Below are 15,581 nucleotides of genomic sequence, written 5' to 3' on the forward strand. Positions count from 1 at the left end.
TGAGTGGTGCAAATGGCTACAATACGGGGCAGAGCTCTCGCCCGACTCGCCGCCGACAACCGATGGGCGTGTATGTTCCGGGCCGAACAGCCACGGAAGGGACCGATCCGGTGAAGAAGAAACTGGCGGCTGCAGTGTGCGGCGGTGCGGTTCTCGCACTCACGCTGACTGGTTGCAGTGACGACAGCGGCGCGCAGACCGACGCGTGGGCCAAGAAGGTCTGCGACGACGTGCAGCCTCAGGTGAAGAAGATCCAGGAGGCCAACACCTCCATCAACGACGCCTCCAAGGAGAAGAACTCCTCGAAGGAGGTCAAGGAGACCGACGCCGCCGCGTTCCAGAAGATCTCGGGTGCGTACAAGTCCCTTGCGGACTCGGTCGACAAGGCCGGCCCGCCGCCCGTCGACGACGGCGAGACGCTCCACAAGGACGCCGTGAGTGAGCTGCGCGGCATCTCCACGAAGTACGCCGACCTGCGTAAGACGGTCGACGGCCTGGACACCAAGGACCAGGCGAAGTTCGCCGAGGGCCTGCAGGGCGTGGCGACCAAGCTGGACACGCTCGGGAAGAGCGGCGACAAGGCTCTGAGCAAGCTGCAGTCCGGCGACGTCGGCAAGGCCATGGCCAACCAGAAGGGCTGCAAGCGTCCGGGCAACAACCCGAACGTATAGAGCCGCCGCGCCCCCGGGACGGCACAGGCGAGAGCAGGGACGCCACAATGGGGGACGTGAGTACGAGCGAACGCCTCCCCGAAGCGGACCCTGACCGCACCAGCCGACTGCGGGAGGCGCTGCGCGCCGCCAACTTCACCGCCGACGGACTCCTCGACCTGCTCGGCGGGCCGGCCTACTCCGCCCTCGCCCGCAGTGAATCCGTGCCCGCGCTGCGGGCCACCCGCGGGAAGAGCCCCCTCGAGACGCTGGTCCGCCTCTTCCTGCTGCAGCGGAGCGTTTCCCGCGAGCAGGCGCGGGCCGCGCTGCACGTGGAGGAGGCGCTTCAGGACGGCTGGCTGGTCCCGGCGCAGGACGCCGGCTCGGGCGAGGAGTTCGTACGGGCGACGGTCGACGTCAGGCCGTACGGCGGTCCCGAGGGACAGGACTGGTGGATCGTCGCGGACCTCGGCTGCGCGGTGGGCGGTGCCGGCGGAGTCGGCGGGTCTGACAACGCGCGCTCGGAGGACGTCGTCCTGGGAGTCGGCGGAGCGTCGACGACGCTGGCCGGCATCACCGTGCGCAAGTCCGTCGCCCGCGCCCTGGACATCGGCACGGGTTCCGGTCTGCAGGCGCTGCACGCCGCCCAGCACGCGACCCGCGTGACCGCGACCGACGTCAATCCGCGCGCGCTGGAGTGTGCCCGGCTCACCCTCGCCCTGTCCGGCGAGTCCGGGGTCGATCTGCGGGAGGGCCCGCTCTTCGAGCCGGTCGCCGACGACGAGCCGTACGACCTCATCGTCTCCAACCCGCCCTTCGTGATCTCGCCGGGAGCCCGGCTGACGTACAGGGACGGCGGGATGACCGGCGACGACCTGTGCCGCACCCTCGCGCTCCACTCCGCGGACTGGCTCGCCGAGGGCGGCTACTGCCAGCTGCTCGCCAACTGGGAGCACCGTGACGGCGAGGACTGGCACGAGCGGCTGCGCTCGTGGGTGCCGCTCGGTTGCGACGCGTGGATCGTGCAGCGCGAGGTGCAGGACGTCACGCAGTACGCGGAGTTGTGGCTGCGGGACGCGGGGGATCACCGTTCGGGGGACGCCGAGTACGCGGCCCGGTACGACGACTGGCTGGACGAGTTCGAGCGGCGGGGCACGAACGCCGTCGGGTTCGGCTGGATCACGCTGCGCAAGAGCGGGGCCGAGGAGCCGGACGTCCTCGTCGAGGAGTGGCCGCATCCCGTCGAGCAGCCGCTCGGCGAGGAGGTCGTGGAGCACTTCCGGCGGCGGGACTTCCTGCGCGTCACGGACGACGCCGCCTTGCTCGACTGTCACTTCGAGCTGGCGGACGGCGTCGTCCAGGAGCAGGTCGGGATGCCCGGCGCCGAGGACCCCGAGCATGTGGTGCTGCGTCAGCAGCGAGGGATGCGCCGGGCCACCAAGGTGGACACGATCGGGGCGGGTTTCGCGGGGGTCTGCGACGGCTCGTTGCCTGCGTGGCGGATTCTCGACGCCATCGCGCAGCTCGTCGGCGAGGATCCGGTGCTTCTGCGGGACCGGACGCCGCAGGCGATCCGGCTGCTGGTCGAGCAGGGCTTCCTGCTGCCCGTGGGCCCGAAGGGGTAGTCCGAAGCCTCCCCGTGCGCCCGGATGCGGACCGTCCGCTCAAGGCCGGACCCGTGGTTCACCCGCCGTTCGTATGGGCGTTGACTTGCGGTGTCAGGGTGCGCGCCATGCAAAGCGGCATGGAAAGTGGACCGGCGCTGTTCGCCGGGGTGACCCTGGCCCTGTTCGGGGCGGGGCTCGTGGTGTGGACCTCGGTGCGGCTGCGCTCGCACCAGCCCGTGGCGGAGGGTGTTCCGGCCGTCGCCGGAGCGGCGGTGGCTCTTCTTTTCGGCGTGATTTCGCTCCTCGCAGGCGGCTGGGTGCTGTCCTCGGGCTGAGGATCGGGGCCGTATCGGGCGGCAGGAACAACGGGTGTCGGGTTACCGTTCGAGTTGCGTTGCCGAGTTTTCCCGTTTGACACAGAGGCGGGAGGTACCGTCACACTCCGCAGCGTCACCGATGCCTTACGCCGACCGGAGAGAAGAGCGAGAGTTGTCCCCCACCCGCGAGCCCGCAAACGGCGGGCAGCGACTCGTGATCGTCGAGTCGCCAGCCAAGGCCAAAACCATCAAGGGCTACCTCGGCCCTGGCTACGTGGTCGAGGCCAGCGTGGGGCACGTACGCGACCTTCCCAACGGGGCCGCCGAGGTCCCCGCCAAGTACAAGGGCGAGTCCTGGGCGCGGCTCGGTGTGAACGTCAACCATGACTTCGAGCCGCTCTACGTGGTCAACACGGACAAGAAGGAGCAGGTCAAGAAGCTCAAGCAGCTTCTCGCCGAATCCGACGAACTCCTGCTCGCCACCGATGAGGACCGCGAGGGCGAGGCCATCGCCTGGCACCTGCGGGAGGTGCTCAAGCCCAAGGTTCCGGTCCGCCGGATGGTCTTCCACGAGATCACCAAGGACGCCATCCAGGACGCCGTGCGCAACCCGCGCGACCTCAACCAGCGCCTGGTCGACGCCCAGGAGACCCGCCGCATCCTCGACCGGCTCTACGGCTACGAGGTCTCGCCCGTGCTGTGGAAGAAGGTCATGCCGCGGCTGTCGGCCGGCCGTGTCCAGTCGGTGGCGACGCGGCTCGTGGTCGAGCGGGAGCGCGAGCGCATGGCGTTCCGCTCCGCCGAGTACTGGGACCTGACCGCCACCTTCGCGACGGGCAGACGTGACGGTGCCGCGGAACCGGGCACGTTCGGTGCCAGGCTCAACGCCGTCGACGGGCGGCGCGTCGCCCAGGGCCGTGACTTCGGCTCCGACGGGCAGCTGAAGAACCCCGACCAGGTGCTGCACCTGGACGAGGAGAACGCCCGTGCGCTCGCCACGGCGCTGGAGGACACGCAGTTCTCCGTGCGCTCGGTCGAGTCCAAGCCGTACCGCCGCTCGCCGTACGCCCCGTTCCGTACGACCACGCTGCAGCAGGAGGCGAGCCGCAAGCTCGGCTTCGGTGCCAAGATGACGATGCAGGTGGCGCAGAAGCTGTACGAGAACGGCTTCATCACCTACATGCGTACGGACTCCACGACGCTCTCCGACACCGCGATCAACGCCGCACGCGCCCAGGTGACCCAGCTCTACGGCTCGGAGTACCTGCCGGACAAGCCGCGCGTCTACACGGGCAAGGTCAAGAACGCGCAGGAGGCGCACGAGGCGATCCGTCCCTCGGGCGACCGCTTCCGCACCCCCGCCGAGACGGGTCTGACCGGCGACCAGTTCCGGCTGTACGAGCTGATCTGGAAGCGCACCGTCGCCTCGCAGATGAAGGACGCCACGGGCCAGTCGGTGACTGTCCGGGTCGGCGGCCGCGCGAGTGACGGCCGGGACGCCGAGTTCAGCGCGACCGGAAAGATCATCAACTTCCACGGCTTCCTCAAGGCGTACGTCGAGGGTTCCGACGACCCGAACGCGGAGCTGGACGACCGTGAGCGGCGCCTGCCGCAGGTCACCGAGGGCGACGAGCTGACGGCGGACGATCTGTCGGTCGACGGGCACGCCACCAAGCCGCCCGCCCGCTACACCGAGGCGACGCTCGTGAAGGAGCTGGAGGAGCGGGAGATCGGCCGCCCCTCCACGTACGCCTCGATCATCAGCACCATCCTCGACCGGCGATACGTCTTCAAGAAGGGGACGGCCCTGGTGCCCTCCTTCCTGAGCTTCGCCGTGGTGGGGCTGCTGGAGAAGCACTTCGGACGTCTCGTCGACTACGACTTCACCGCCAAGATGGAGGACGACCTCGACCGGATCGCCGCGGGCACGGCGGAGTCCGTCCCGTGGCTGCGCCGCTTCTACTTCGGCGAGGAGGTCGGCGCGGGCGACGGCGAGGCAGGCTCGGCCGCCGACTCAGGCAACGGTGACGGCGATCACCTGGGCGGTCTGAAGGAGCTCGTCTCCGACCTGGGCGCGATCGACGCCAAGGGCGTCTCGTCCTTCCCGGTGGGGGAGGACGGCATCATGCTCCGCGTCGGACGGTACGGCCCGTACGTCGAGGGCCCGCCCCCGTCACCCGACGAGCCCGGCCAGCGCGCCGACGTGCCGGACGACCTGCCGCCGGACGAGCTGACCGTCGAGCTGGCCCTGGAGCTTCTGGCCAAGCCGAGCGGGGACTTCGAGCTGGGCATCGACCCGGCGACGGGCCGGCCGGTCGTCGCCAGGGACGGGCGCTACGGTCCGTACGTCACGGAGGTCCTCCCGGAGGGCACCCCGAAGACCGGTAAGAACGCCGTCAAGCCGCGCACAGCCTCGCTGCTGAAGTCGATGTCGCTGGACACGGTGACTCTGGAGCAGGCGCTGAAGCTGCTGGCTCTGCCCCGCGTCGTCGGCACGGATCCGGGGACGGGCGAGGAGATCACCGCGCAGAACGGCCGGTACGGGCCGTACATGAGGCGGGGCACCGACTCGCGCTCCCTGGAGACCGAGGAGCAGATCTTCACGATCACCCTCGACGAGGCCCTGGTCATCTACGCCCAGCCCAAGCAGCGGGGCCGCGCTGCGGCCAAGCCGCCGCTGAAGGAGCTGGGTACCGACCCGCAGACCGAGCGGCCTGTGGTGGTCAAGGACGGCCGCTTCGGCCCGTACGTCACCGACGGCGAGACGAACGCCACGCTGCGCCGGGACGACGACGTCGAGACGATCACCGCCGAGCGCGGGTTCGAACTGCTCGCGGAGAAGCGGGCGAAGGGCCCCGCGAAGAAGTCGACGACCAAGAAGGCGGCTGCCAAGAAGGCCACTGCCAAGAAGACGACGGCGAAGAAGTCCCCGGCGAAGAAGTCGGCGGCCAAGAAGGCCACGGCGAAGAAGTCGACGACCAAGAAGGCGTCCGCCGAACAGTAAAGCCCTGGTCCCGCGCGTTTGTTCGGGTGGGGACGCACGGCGTCGGCAGCGACCTATACCCTGACCGCCATGACGCGAGCAGATCAGCCAACGGGCGTGAACCCCACCTCTGACGCCCCCGACGACGCGCTCGCCGCGGAGTCTCGCGAGCGCGCCGTGGGCGCGCTGTTGCGATTCGGTCCGTTGCGGCGGCTGTGGAGCGCGCAGCTGACTGGTGGGATCGGTGACGCGCTTGCCCTGCTGGTGCTGTTGCTGCTGGCACTTCAGGCAGCGACTGTGCAGGCGGCGGGCGGCGAAGCAGTCTTCGGCGGCGGCTACCGCGGGATGGCCTTGGTGATCACGGCCGTCTTCGGTGCGCGGCTGCTGGCCACGCTGCTGTTCGGCGCGGTGCTTCTCGGGCCGCTCTCGGCGCTGGTCGCGCCCGGCAAGGGCGTACTCGACCGGCGCTGGACCATGTTCGGTGCGGACGTGCTGCGTGCGCTGGCCCTCATCGTCGCGCCGATGTGGGTCGACTGGATGCCGGCCAACGCCTTCGCGCTCGTACTGATCACGGTCTTCGTGCTCGGTGTCGCCGAGCGGTTCTGGACGGTCGCCAAGGACAGCGCCGCCCCGGCTCTGCTGCCCGCCCCGCCGCCCGAAGGTGCCGCGGTGCGGCCCCTGCCCGACCACCAGGACGCGCTGCGCAGGCTCTGGCTCCGCAGCACTTTCCTGGCACTCCCGGCCGCCGCCATGGCGCTGGTCGTGGTCACGCTCGTCAGCAACGTGCTGAGCTCGGCGTTCGCCTGGTTCGACTCGCACCAGGCGGCCCTGGGCTCCTACGTCGCGGCCGGGCTGTTCGCGGCCGCGGTCTCGATCGTGTACTTCCTGGAGCTGCCCGACAACGAGACGCCGCGCCCGCGCTCTCCGCTCGAGGGGCTTCGCCGCCCGCGCAGCGCCTCCACTTCCGGCTCGGACAAGAGCGGCGCCGACAAGGGCCGTACCGGTGCGATCCCGCTGCTGGTGCTGGCCGGTTCGGCGACCGCGTGGGCCATCGCCTGCGCCGTCGGGCTCGCCGCGCTCCAGGCCGCCGATCTCGGGGGCGGCCCCATCAGCTTCGGGCTCCAGGTCTTCGTGCTCGCCGGCGGTACGGCGGCGGGCATCCGCATCGCTCCTCGCCTGCTGCCCGGCTTCTCCCGCCGCCGGCTCCTGGCGCTCGCCATCGGTCTCACCGGCGTCGCGCTGCTCGTCGCCGGGCTGGTGACGGACGCCACGACCGGGCTCGTGCTCATGGCGATCACGGGGCTCTCGGCGGGAGTCGCCGCCCAGTCCGCGCACGTGCTGCTGGACCTGGAGACGGAGGACGTCCGTCCGGCGGCGATGTCCGGGCTGAGCCATCGCGCACGCATGACCGAGCACCTGCAGACGATCGTGCGCATCGCTGTCGCAGTGGGCGCACTGGTCGCGCCGGTGGCCGCCGGGTTCATCGGCCCGCACCGCGTCGGCACCGGTGACTTCGTCTTCGACCACGGCGGCGCTGCGTTCACGCTCATGCTCGTCGGCGCGCTGCTGCTGCCCGTCGCGGCTCTCGTCCTCGGCCGTACGGACGACCGGCAGGGCATCACGCTGCGCCGGGACCTGATCGAGGCGCTCGGCGGCGGTCACCCGAAGGAGGGACCTGCCGCCGACGGCTTCTTCATCGCCCTCGAAGGCGGAGACGGCGCCGGCAAGACCACACAGGTCGAGGTCCTGGCCGAGTGGATCCGGGCCAAGGGCCACGAGGTCGTGGTCACGAAGGAGCCCGGATCGACGCCCGTGGGCAAGCGGCTCCGGTCGATACTGCTGGACGTCTCGGCGGCTGGTCTGTCGCACCGTTCGGAGGCACTGCTGTACGCGGCCGACCGGGCCGAGCACGTCGACACCGTGGTGCGGCCCGCGCTGGAGCGCGGCGCCATCGTCATCTCCGACCGCTACATCGACTCGTCCGTCGCCTACCAGGGCGCCGGGCGTGACCTCTCGCCGACCGAGATCGCCCGTATCTCGCGCTGGGCGACGGGCGGCCTCGTCCCGCATCTGACCGTGCTGCTCGACGTCTCCCCGGAGACCGCGCGTGAGCGGTTCACCGAGGCGCCCGACCGGTTGGAGTCTGAGCCCGTCGAGTTCCACGACAAGGTCCGCGGCGGTTTCCTCACCCTGGCCGCGGCCGACCCCGCGCGCTACCTCGTCGTCGACGCGGCGCAGACGCCGGACGCGATCACGACGGTCGTACGCCACCGCCTCGACCAGGTGCTGCCCCTCTCCGAGGCCGAGGTGAAGGCCGGAGCGGAGGCCCGTCAGGCCGCCGAGGAGGAAGCCCGCCGCAAGGCCGAGGCTGAGGCCGCGCGGAAGGCCGAGGAAGAACGCCGAGAGCGCGAACGGCAAGAGCAGATGGACCGGTTGCGCGCGGAGGAAGAGGAGCGCAAGAAGACCGAGGCGGAGCTGGAACGTCAGCGCGCCGAGGCCCGTCGCGCGGAGGAAGCCAGGAAGCGTGCCGAGGAGGCGCGCAGGATCGCCCAGGAGGAGCGTCAGCGGCGCGAGGCCGAGGAGCGTACCCGGGCAGAGGAGATCGCGCGTCAGCGAAGGCTCGCCGAGGAGGAGGCCCGGCTGCGGGCTCAGGCCGAGGAGCGCCGCCTGGAGAAGCAGCGCAAGGCGGAGGAAGCGCTGCAGCGCGCCGAGCAGGCCCGGTCCCGGCGGCCCGGTTCGGACCCGGACGGCTCCGACGGGAACACCGCCAAGCTTCCGCAGCCGGACGGGGAGACGGACACCGCGGAGTCGGAGGCCGAGCGCACGCACGTACTGCCGCAGGCCCGGCAGAAGAAGGCGGACCGTCAGCCTCAGCAGGACGAGGAGACGACGATGCTGCCCCGCGTCTCCCCCGAGGGGGAGGGCCGCACCCGCGAGATCCCGTATCCCGAATCGGAGTCAGGACGGCCCGCACGCCCGCGTCCCGACTGGGCCGAGGAGACGCCGCTCGACGACGTCCCTTCTCTCGCCGACGAACTGCTGGGCACCGGTGAGGACGACGACGAGGACAGCGGCAGGAAGCGGCGCCGCGGCAAGTGACGGGCCGCGCAAGCGAGTCGACGAGGACGTGCCCCGGGCGTGCAGACGGCCCGGGGCACGTCCTCGTTCACCTCGCTCCGTGAACAGGCTGTCGGTGCCGTGCACCACAATGGACCGACGGCGTTGAGGCGGGCGGCACAAGAGCCGCGCAGCGCCGCAGGCACAGGGAAGGGCGGCAGCGATGGCGGTCTGGGACGACGTGGTCGGGCAGGAACGGGTGACGGCGCAGCTGAGCGCCGCGGCTCGTGACGCCGACGCCTTCGTCACCGCCGAGGCGGCCGACAAGGGCTCGGCGGAGCTTTCGGGTTCGTCCATGACGCACGCCTGGCTCTTCACCGGCCCGCCCGGTTCCGGCCGTTCCACCGCGGCGCGAGCCTTCGCGGCCGCGCTGCAGTGCGTCAGCCCCGACCGTGCGCTCGGCGGTGCGCCCGGCTGCGGCTTCTGCGACGGCTGCCACACGGCATTGGTCGGCACCCACGCCGACGTCGAGGTCATCCGCACCGACCTGCTCAGCATCGGCGTCAAGGACACGCGAGAGCAGGTGCGCAGAGCTCAGATGTCGCCGGCGGGCGGACGCTGGCAGGTGATCGTCCTGGAGGACGCCGACCGCCTGACCGAGGGCGCGGGCAACGTGCTGCTCAAGGCGGTCGAGGAGCCCGCCCCCCGCACGGTCTGGCTTCTGTGTGCGCCCTCGACGGAGGACGTGCTGCCCACGATCCGATCGCGCTGCCGTCATCTCACGCTGCGCACACCCCCGGTGGACGCCGTCGCCGATCTGCTGATGCGGCGGGACGGCATCGAACCGGAGATGGCGGCGTACGCGGCACGGGCGACCCAGGGCCACATCGGGCGCGCCAGGCGGCTCGCCACTGACGAGCGCGCACGCAGGCGCAGGGCCACGGTCTTGAGACTGCCTCAGCGCGTGGCCGACGTGGGCGGTGCGCTGCAGGCGGCCCAGGAGCTGATCGACGCGGCGACCGAGGACGCAAAGGAGGTCGCGGAGGAGCTCGACGAGCGGGAGACCGAGGAGCTGCGGACCGCTCTCGGGGCCTCCGAAGGCAAGGGCGGACGGCTGCCGCGCGGCACGGCCGGAGTGATGAAGGACCTGCAGGACAAGCAGAAGCGGCGCGCCACCCGTACCCAGCGCGACTCGCTCGACCTGGCGCTGAGCGACCTCACCGGTTTCTACCGGGACGTGCTGGCACGGCAGTTGGGCTCATCAGTGGCCCTGGCGAACGAGGAGGTCGGGGAAGCCGTCACCCAACTCGCCTCCGTCTCCAGGCCCGAGCAGACGCTGCGCCGGATCGAGGCGGTGCTGGAGTGCCGAGGCGCGCTCGACCGCAACGTCGCGCCGCTGCTGGCGGTCGAGGCGATGGCCATGACGTTGCGAGCGGGCTGAAGCCGTCCTGAGCTCCGTCTCACGCCGCCGATGGGCGTGCCCGTGGGCTGACTGCCCTGCCCGGTCACCCGTACGAGGAGGAGCAACCTGTGCGGGAACTCGCGCGGTCCGGGCACACGGATACGCTCCCCCTCATGCCCGGGTCTGCTGCATCCGGCCGCCGTGACCGACGCGAAACAAGGGATGGTTCATGGACACCAGGCGCCTGCTGAGCACCACTTCCGCCGTACTCGCGACGGCCGTACTGCTGACGATGTCCGGCTGCTCGTCCGACTCGACGGGCTCGGGAGAACCGGAAGGCGCCCCGTCCTCCGCCAGCAGCGACCGCGCGAACGGCCTCGACAGCGCCAAGCCCCTCGAGCCGCTGCCCGCTGCCGTGCCGGCCGACCTGAAGCGGTACTACGAGCAGAAGCTGTCCTGGCGCGACTGCGGGGAGGGCGGTTTCCAGTGCGCCAAGATGAAGGCGCCGCTCGACTACGCCCACCCCGACGCCGACGAGGACCTCGACCTCGCCGTCGCCCGTAAGAAGGCCGGAGGCAACGGCAAGGCCATCGGCTCGTTGCAGGTCAACCCGGGCGGGCCCGGCGGCTCCGCGATCGAATACGTGCAGCAGGCCGCCGGCGTGGGGTATCCCGCCCCGGTACGGGCCAAGTACGACATCGTCGGCATGGACCCGCGCGGAGTCGCGAGCAGCGAACCCGTCAGGTGCCTGACCGACAAGCAGATGGACTCCTTCACCCAGACCGACCAGACGCCGGACGACCAGCAGGAGACCGGCCGGCTCGTCAGCGCCTACAAGAAGTTCGCGGCCGGCTGCGAGAAGCGCTCCGGGGAACTGCTCGGCCACATCTCCACCGTCGACGCCGCCCGCGACATGGACGTGCTGCGCGCGCTCCTCGGTGACAAGAAGCTGAACTACGTGGGCGCCTCGTACGGCACCTACCTGGGCGCCTTCTACGCGGGGCTGTTCCCGCAGCGCTCCGGCAGGCTCGTACTCGACGGTGCCATGGACCCGTCGCTGTCGATGCTTCAGCTCAACCGCGACCAGACCGGCGGGTTCGAGACCGCCTTCAAGGCGTTCGCCCAGGACTGCGTCGGCAAGCCGGACTGCCCGCTCGGCACGAAGAGCGCCAAGGACGCGAGCCGCAGGCTCAGCGCCTTCTTCAAGAAGGTGGACCGCAAGCCCCTGCCGACCGGTGAGTCGCGGAAGCTGACGGAGTCCCTCGCCACCACCGGCGTGATCCGCGCGATGTACGACGAGAGCTCCTGGCCTCAGCTGCGTGCAGCGCTGAGCGCCGCCAACAAGGGGGACGGCGCCCAACTCCTCGCCATGGCCGACGAGTACTTCGAGCGCGACCCCGACGGCCACTACGGCAACATCATGTACGCCAACCCGGCCGTCAACTGTCTCGATCTGCCCGCGGCGTTCTCGTCCCCGGATGCGGTGAAGAAGCAGCTGTCCTCATTCGAGAAGACCTCACCCGTCTTCGGCCGCGGCTTCGCCTGGGCGGCCCTCAACTGCGGCTACTGGCCGGAGAAGTCCACCGGGGAGCCCCGCCGCATCGCGGCCAAGGGCGCCGAGCCGATCCTCGTCGTCGGTACGACCCGCGACCCGGCGACCCCCTACGCCTGGGCCCAGGGCCTGGCCGGCCAGCTCGACTCCGCCCGTCTGCTGACGTACGAGGGCGACGGCCACACCGCCTACCTGCGCGGCGGCGCGTGCATCAACGACACGGTCGACACGTACCTGCTCAAGGGGAAGGCGCCGAAGGACGGCAAGAAGTGCTCGTGACGCCGCGGCCTCGCGGGGTACGGAACCGGAGGGTCCGGGGCGCCGGGCCCCGGGCCCGTACCCCGTACGGAGCACACCCGGAAACTGTGTAAACTTGTCCGCGCTGCGCCCGCACACCGCGTGGACAGCTTGCCGCCTTAGCTCAGTTGGCCAGAGCGACGCACTCGTAATGCGTAGGTCGGGGGTTCGACTCCCCCAGGCGGCTCACAGATGAGAGGCCCCTTCCGGCGACGGTAGGGGCCTCTTTGGATCTTGGTTGCTGATTTGGCTGCTGCTTCGAGGGCCCAGACACGGCTCGCCGTAGGCCTCGCGGGCCTTCCCGATGGCCTGCTCGATCAAGGGAAGCGGCTACGCAGAGTGGTCGGAATTGGCAGGTGCCCGTCCTGCATCCGTAATCGGCATGGTCGACGCGCTTCTACTGCGAGGCGCGACCCCGTCGTCCCTCCCGCAAAGGCCGGGGCCGGTCGGCTCCCCTGACGCGAGTCTGCATCTCCTCAGGAGTGCCAGAGGCCAGTTCGAGCAGTTGAGGTGCGGTGCGCCCTTGGCTATCCGCTCTCGCATCGGGCGTCGCTGGAGGGCATCGATTGCCTCGTTGGCAAATCGGCTCAAAGGGACGGCCCCTCCAGTCACGGTCTACGACCGTATGATCGGCCCTGTGAAGGTGATCTCTGTGGGGTTTCGAACCGATCTGATGCTGCGGAAGATGGCCGGCTCACTCATCACCGACTCTGCAGCCCATGTGGTCGTGCGGACACCGGCCAACCCAGGTTTCTGGTGGGGGAACTTCCTGCTGTTCAACGCCCCAGCACAGCAGGGCGACGCGGCACGGTGGCAAGCGCTGTTCAGCGACGAGTTTCCCGAGGCTCCCCACCTTGCCTTGGGAGTCGACGGCATTGACGGCGACGCCGGAGACGCCTCCGTACTCGCCGAGCTCGGCGTGACCACCGAGGTGAACTCCGTACTGACCGCGACACGGTTGGTGCCTCCCACCCGGCAAGGCGCGAAGATCACCGTCCGTCCGCTGACCAGCGACGGCGACTGGGCACAAGCAATGGACCTACGCTTCGCTTGCCATGATGACGGGACAGGATCCGCTGGCTACCGGCAGTTCGTCGAGAGAAAACTGGCCGAAGACCGCAAGCTCTGCGATGCAGGCCATGGCACCTGGTTCGGCGCGTTCATCGACGGCGGGATGCGCTCCGCCGGCGGTCTGTTCCACGATGGCAGTGGGATAGCGCGTTTCCAGACTGTCGAGACTCATCCCGGCTACCGACGGCGAGGGCTCGCTTCGTCCCTCGTCCATCACATCGGGTCCTGGGGGCTGCACAAGATGGGCGCCCGGACCCTTGTCATCGTCGCTGAACCCGACTACCACGCCATCCGCATCTACCGTGCGCTCGGCTTCGCCGACGCCGAGCGGCAAGTCCAACTGCACCGCGCACCCCAGTCCGGAGACAGCAGGGACTGAGCTCGCCCGACTTGCCGCCCTCGGCCTCAACCGGCCTGCGGGGGAGGCGAGTTCGCGTCGCAGAGTGAACGGCCCCTCGAATGAGGGGCCGTTTCCATGACCGCAGGTACTCCTCGACCCGGAGCCGTGCAGGAACTGTTCCATCGCGGCCGTCCCTTGCCCCGCTGCCTGACGCTCGGCCCGCTCAGGCCGCAGGTCGGCGACGAGCTCGGCCATCGTGGTCGCCAGGTCAGCGTGCAGCTGGCGTTCGGCCTCGCGTCGTCGCCTATGCGCCGTCCAGCGCAGCCAGTTCATCCTCGGTGAGGATGGTGGATGCGCCCACCACGGCCTGCTCGACCTGTTTGACGCTGCTGGCTCCGACGATCGGGGTCAGCGCCGGGCTCCCGGAGGCCAGCCACGCGAGCGCCACCTGGCCCGGTCGGAGTCCGCGCGCAGTGGCGACGCGGGTCAGCGCCGCCAGCCGGCGTTCGGTGCCGGGGTGGCGGTACTCGCCCTCCAGCGGGCGGTCGTTTCGGTCGTATCGGCCCTGGAGGGTGGCGGTGTAGACCCAGCCGTCGAACGACGGGTTGCGTCGCAGGAAGTCGAGGCCGTCCGGTGACAGCATTCCCAGCGGGATCGGCTGGCCCTCCACGGCCATGCCGCCGGCGGGCTGGAGGTAGGAGTAGCGCTGCTGGTACGCGCTTGGTTGCGGGTGCCCGGCGTGTTCGGCGGTGGCCCGGATCCGCTCGAGCAGCCAGGACGGGTGGTTTGACAGGCCCCAGCGAGCGGTCAGGCCGTCACGGACCAGGCCGCCGAAGGTCTCGACCAGGTTCTCCACCGGAACGGTCGGGTCTTCGACGTGCGCCCAGTACAGGTCCACACCGTCCACGCCCAGCCGCTCCAGGCTCTTTGCCATGGCTCCGCGAACGACGTCCTCGCGTAACCCTTCGAGGTGGTCGGGAAACCCGCCGACCCGCGTGGGCTGGGCGCCGACCTTGGTACTGAGGCGGACGCGGACCCCGGGGTTGGACGCCAGCCAGCGGCCCAGCAGCGCCTCGCTCTGGCCGCCGAAGCCGGTCTCGGAGGTCCAGAAGCTGTAGTTGTCGGAGGTGTCGATGAAGGCTCCGCCCAGTTCGGCGTACCGGTCGAGGATCGAGAAGGCGGACCGTTCGTCCACCCTGGTGCCGAAGTACATCGCCCCCAGGGCCATCGCGGGTGTGTTCATGACACCACTCTCGTTGCTGGAGCGCGCTCCAGGTCAAGCCGCGAGTTGGGGGTTCCGCAGCGACCGCAGGCGATCTGGGAGCCTCTGGCGATGGGATTGCTGCGGCGGCTGACAGATCGAGCGCCTGCGGTCCGTTCCGGCGAGAACCACGAGGTCAGCGACGCAGGCGAGTTCAGCCACCTCGCTCGTAACGCGGAGGTCGGGGGTTCAGGGTGTCAGCGGATGCGTCGGCGCCGCCGGGCCCGTCCTGCGCGGCTCTCCCTGGTCTCAGTTCTGGTCTCACTTGCGGGCTTCGCTCAGGGCAGGCACTCGCGTGCCGAGCACAACCCTTCGGGCAGGGCGCAGGGCAGCCGCGCTCGTAGTGCTCTGTGAACCGAGCAGGGATCAGCGCACGGGTCTTGTCGCGGGCCAGGACGGGCAGTTGGGGGTGGCGGCCCTGCGATACCGTGTCGCGGGTGAGCGTGCGACGCACATGGTGGACCTGGACGGCCGGGCGCCGGCGGAGAGCCAGGAGTTCCACCGGCTCGGTTGGGAGCCCGTGATCGACCTCGGCTGGATCGTGATCTCGGCCGACCCCGCATTGCCCGGGGTCGAGTTCAGCCTGAAGAGCCACGACGAGTCCGCCTCCTTGCTGTCGGCCGCGTCCGTCGAGGTCGACGACGTGGACGCTCACGTGCCCTGCTTCCTCTTCGGCCGCGACCGGGACGGGAACGTCGTCAACGTGGGGGGCCTGCCGTGAGCAGCGACCTGGTGGTCGTCGGTGCCGGCATCGTCGGCGCCTCGGTTGCCTATCACGCCGCCCGGGCCGGTGCCGTCGTGACCCTCGTCGACGCGGGGCGACCGGGCGCCGGTGTGACGGCGGGCTCCTTCGCCTGGATCGGAGCGTCCGGCGTACGCACCGGTCCGGCCGCCGCCCTGCGGGCGACCGCGACGGAGGAGTACCACCGACTGGAGGCGGAGCTGCCGGGACTCCCGGTCACATGGTCCGGCTCTCTGTCCTGGGGCACGGCGGCCAACGCGCCGGAGGCGGGGCCCGGGCAGGAGATCGTGGACGCGGCCACC

Annotated in this window: 11 protein-coding genes and 1 tRNA gene; 11 read left to right on the plus strand and 1 reads right to left on the minus strand. The window is 70.4% G+C overall.

The annotated features are described in order from the left end of the window. Positions 1 to 110: 110 nt before the first annotated feature. From H5J26_RS07025 to H5J26_RS07065, 9 genes are all read left to right on the plus strand, one after another. Positions 111 to 671, plus strand: a complete 561-nt coding sequence (locus H5J26_RS07025; RefSeq protein ID WP_309237812.1) for a small secreted protein — start codon at positions 111 to 113, stop codon at positions 669 to 671. A 47-nt stretch (positions 672 to 718) separates the two neighbouring features. Then, positions 719 to 2,275 carry a DUF7059 domain-containing protein gene (locus H5J26_RS07030; RefSeq protein WP_181764840.1) on the plus strand — a complete coding sequence of 519 codons (1,557 nt, stop codon included), beginning with the start codon at positions 719 to 721 and terminating at the stop codon, positions 2,273 to 2,275. Positions 2,276 to 2,394: 119 nt separating this feature from the next. Next, positions 2,395 to 2,592, plus strand: coding sequence for a hypothetical protein (locus tag H5J26_RS07035; protein WP_181764841.1), 198 nt, complete (start codon positions 2,395 to 2,397; stop codon positions 2,590 to 2,592). Between the two features lie 154 nt (positions 2,593 to 2,746). After that, positions 2,747 to 5,578, plus strand: a complete 2,832-nt coding sequence (gene topA / locus H5J26_RS07040; protein WP_181764842.1) for a type I DNA topoisomerase — start codon at positions 2,747 to 2,749, stop codon at positions 5,576 to 5,578. A gap of 69 nt (positions 5,579 to 5,647) precedes the next feature. Beyond that, positions 5,648 to 8,656, plus strand: a complete 3,009-nt coding sequence (gene tmk / locus H5J26_RS07045) for a dTMP kinase (protein WP_181764843.1) — start codon at positions 5,648 to 5,650, stop codon at positions 8,654 to 8,656. Positions 8,657 to 8,837: 181 nt separating this feature from the next. Then, positions 8,838 to 10,055, plus strand: a complete 1,218-nt coding sequence (locus tag H5J26_RS07050; RefSeq protein ID WP_181764844.1) for a DNA polymerase III subunit delta' — start codon at positions 8,838 to 8,840, stop codon at positions 10,053 to 10,055. A gap of 190 nt (positions 10,056 to 10,245) precedes the next feature. Beyond that, complete coding sequence (locus H5J26_RS07055; protein ID WP_181764845.1) at positions 10,246 to 11,847, plus strand: alpha/beta hydrolase; 1,602 nt, start codon at positions 10,246 to 10,248, stop codon at positions 11,845 to 11,847. 131 nt (positions 11,848 to 11,978) lie between these two features. Next, positions 11,979 to 12,052 (plus strand) — tRNA-Thr (locus H5J26_RS07060). 450 nt (positions 12,053 to 12,502) lie between these two features. After that, entirely contained in the window at positions 12,503 to 13,315 is an 813-nt protein-coding gene (locus H5J26_RS07065) for a GNAT family N-acetyltransferase (RefSeq protein ID WP_181764846.1), read from the plus strand. A 265-nt stretch (positions 13,316 to 13,580) separates the two neighbouring features. On the opposite strand, the gene H5J26_RS07070 is transcribed toward H5J26_RS07065, so the two are convergent. Then, complete coding sequence (locus tag H5J26_RS07070; protein WP_181764847.1) at positions 13,581 to 14,519, minus strand: aldo/keto reductase; 939 nt, start codon at positions 14,517 to 14,519, stop codon at positions 13,581 to 13,583. Between the two features lie 313 nt (positions 14,520 to 14,832). Between H5J26_RS07070 and H5J26_RS30985 the strand changes: the two genes are divergently transcribed. Then, positions 14,833 to 15,258, plus strand: coding sequence for a hypothetical protein (locus H5J26_RS30985; RefSeq protein WP_210771088.1), 426 nt, complete (start codon positions 14,833 to 14,835; stop codon positions 15,256 to 15,258). Continuing rightward, on the plus strand, positions 15,255 to 15,581 hold a 327-nt coding region (locus H5J26_RS07080), incomplete at its 3' end, for an FAD-dependent oxidoreductase (RefSeq protein WP_181764848.1). The genes H5J26_RS30985 and H5J26_RS07080, both read left to right, overlap by 4 nt.

Origin of the sequence: Streptomyces albidus (ex Kaewkla and Franco 2022), assembly GCF_013870515.1 — a bacterium.
Lineage (GTDB): Bacteria > Actinomycetota > Actinomycetes > Streptomycetales > Streptomycetaceae > Streptomyces > Streptomyces albidus.

What these genes read in the sequence shown, in the direction of transcription:
- H5J26_RS07030 (WP_181764840.1), top strand. Translation starts at nt 719, where the DNA reads ATGGGGGACGTGAGTACGAGCGAACGCCTCCCCGAAGCGGACCCTGAC.
- H5J26_RS07035 (WP_181764841.1), top strand. Translation starts at nt 2,395, where the DNA reads ATGGAAAGTGGACCGGCGCTGTTCGCCGGGGTGACCCTGGCCCTGTTC.
- tmk (WP_181764843.1), top strand. Translation starts at nt 5,648, where the DNA reads ATGACGCGAGCAGATCAGCCAACGGGCGTGAACCCCACCTCTGACGCC.
- H5J26_RS07050 (WP_181764844.1), top strand. Translation starts at nt 8,838, where the DNA reads ATGGCGGTCTGGGACGACGTGGTCGGGCAGGAACGGGTGACGGCGCAG.
- H5J26_RS07055 (WP_181764845.1), top strand. Translation starts at nt 10,246, where the DNA reads ATGGACACCAGGCGCCTGCTGAGCACCACTTCCGCCGTACTCGCGACG.
- H5J26_RS07070 (WP_181764847.1), bottom strand. Translation starts at nt 14,519, where the DNA reads ATGAACACACCCGCGATGGCCCTGGGGGCGATGTACTTCGGCACCAGG.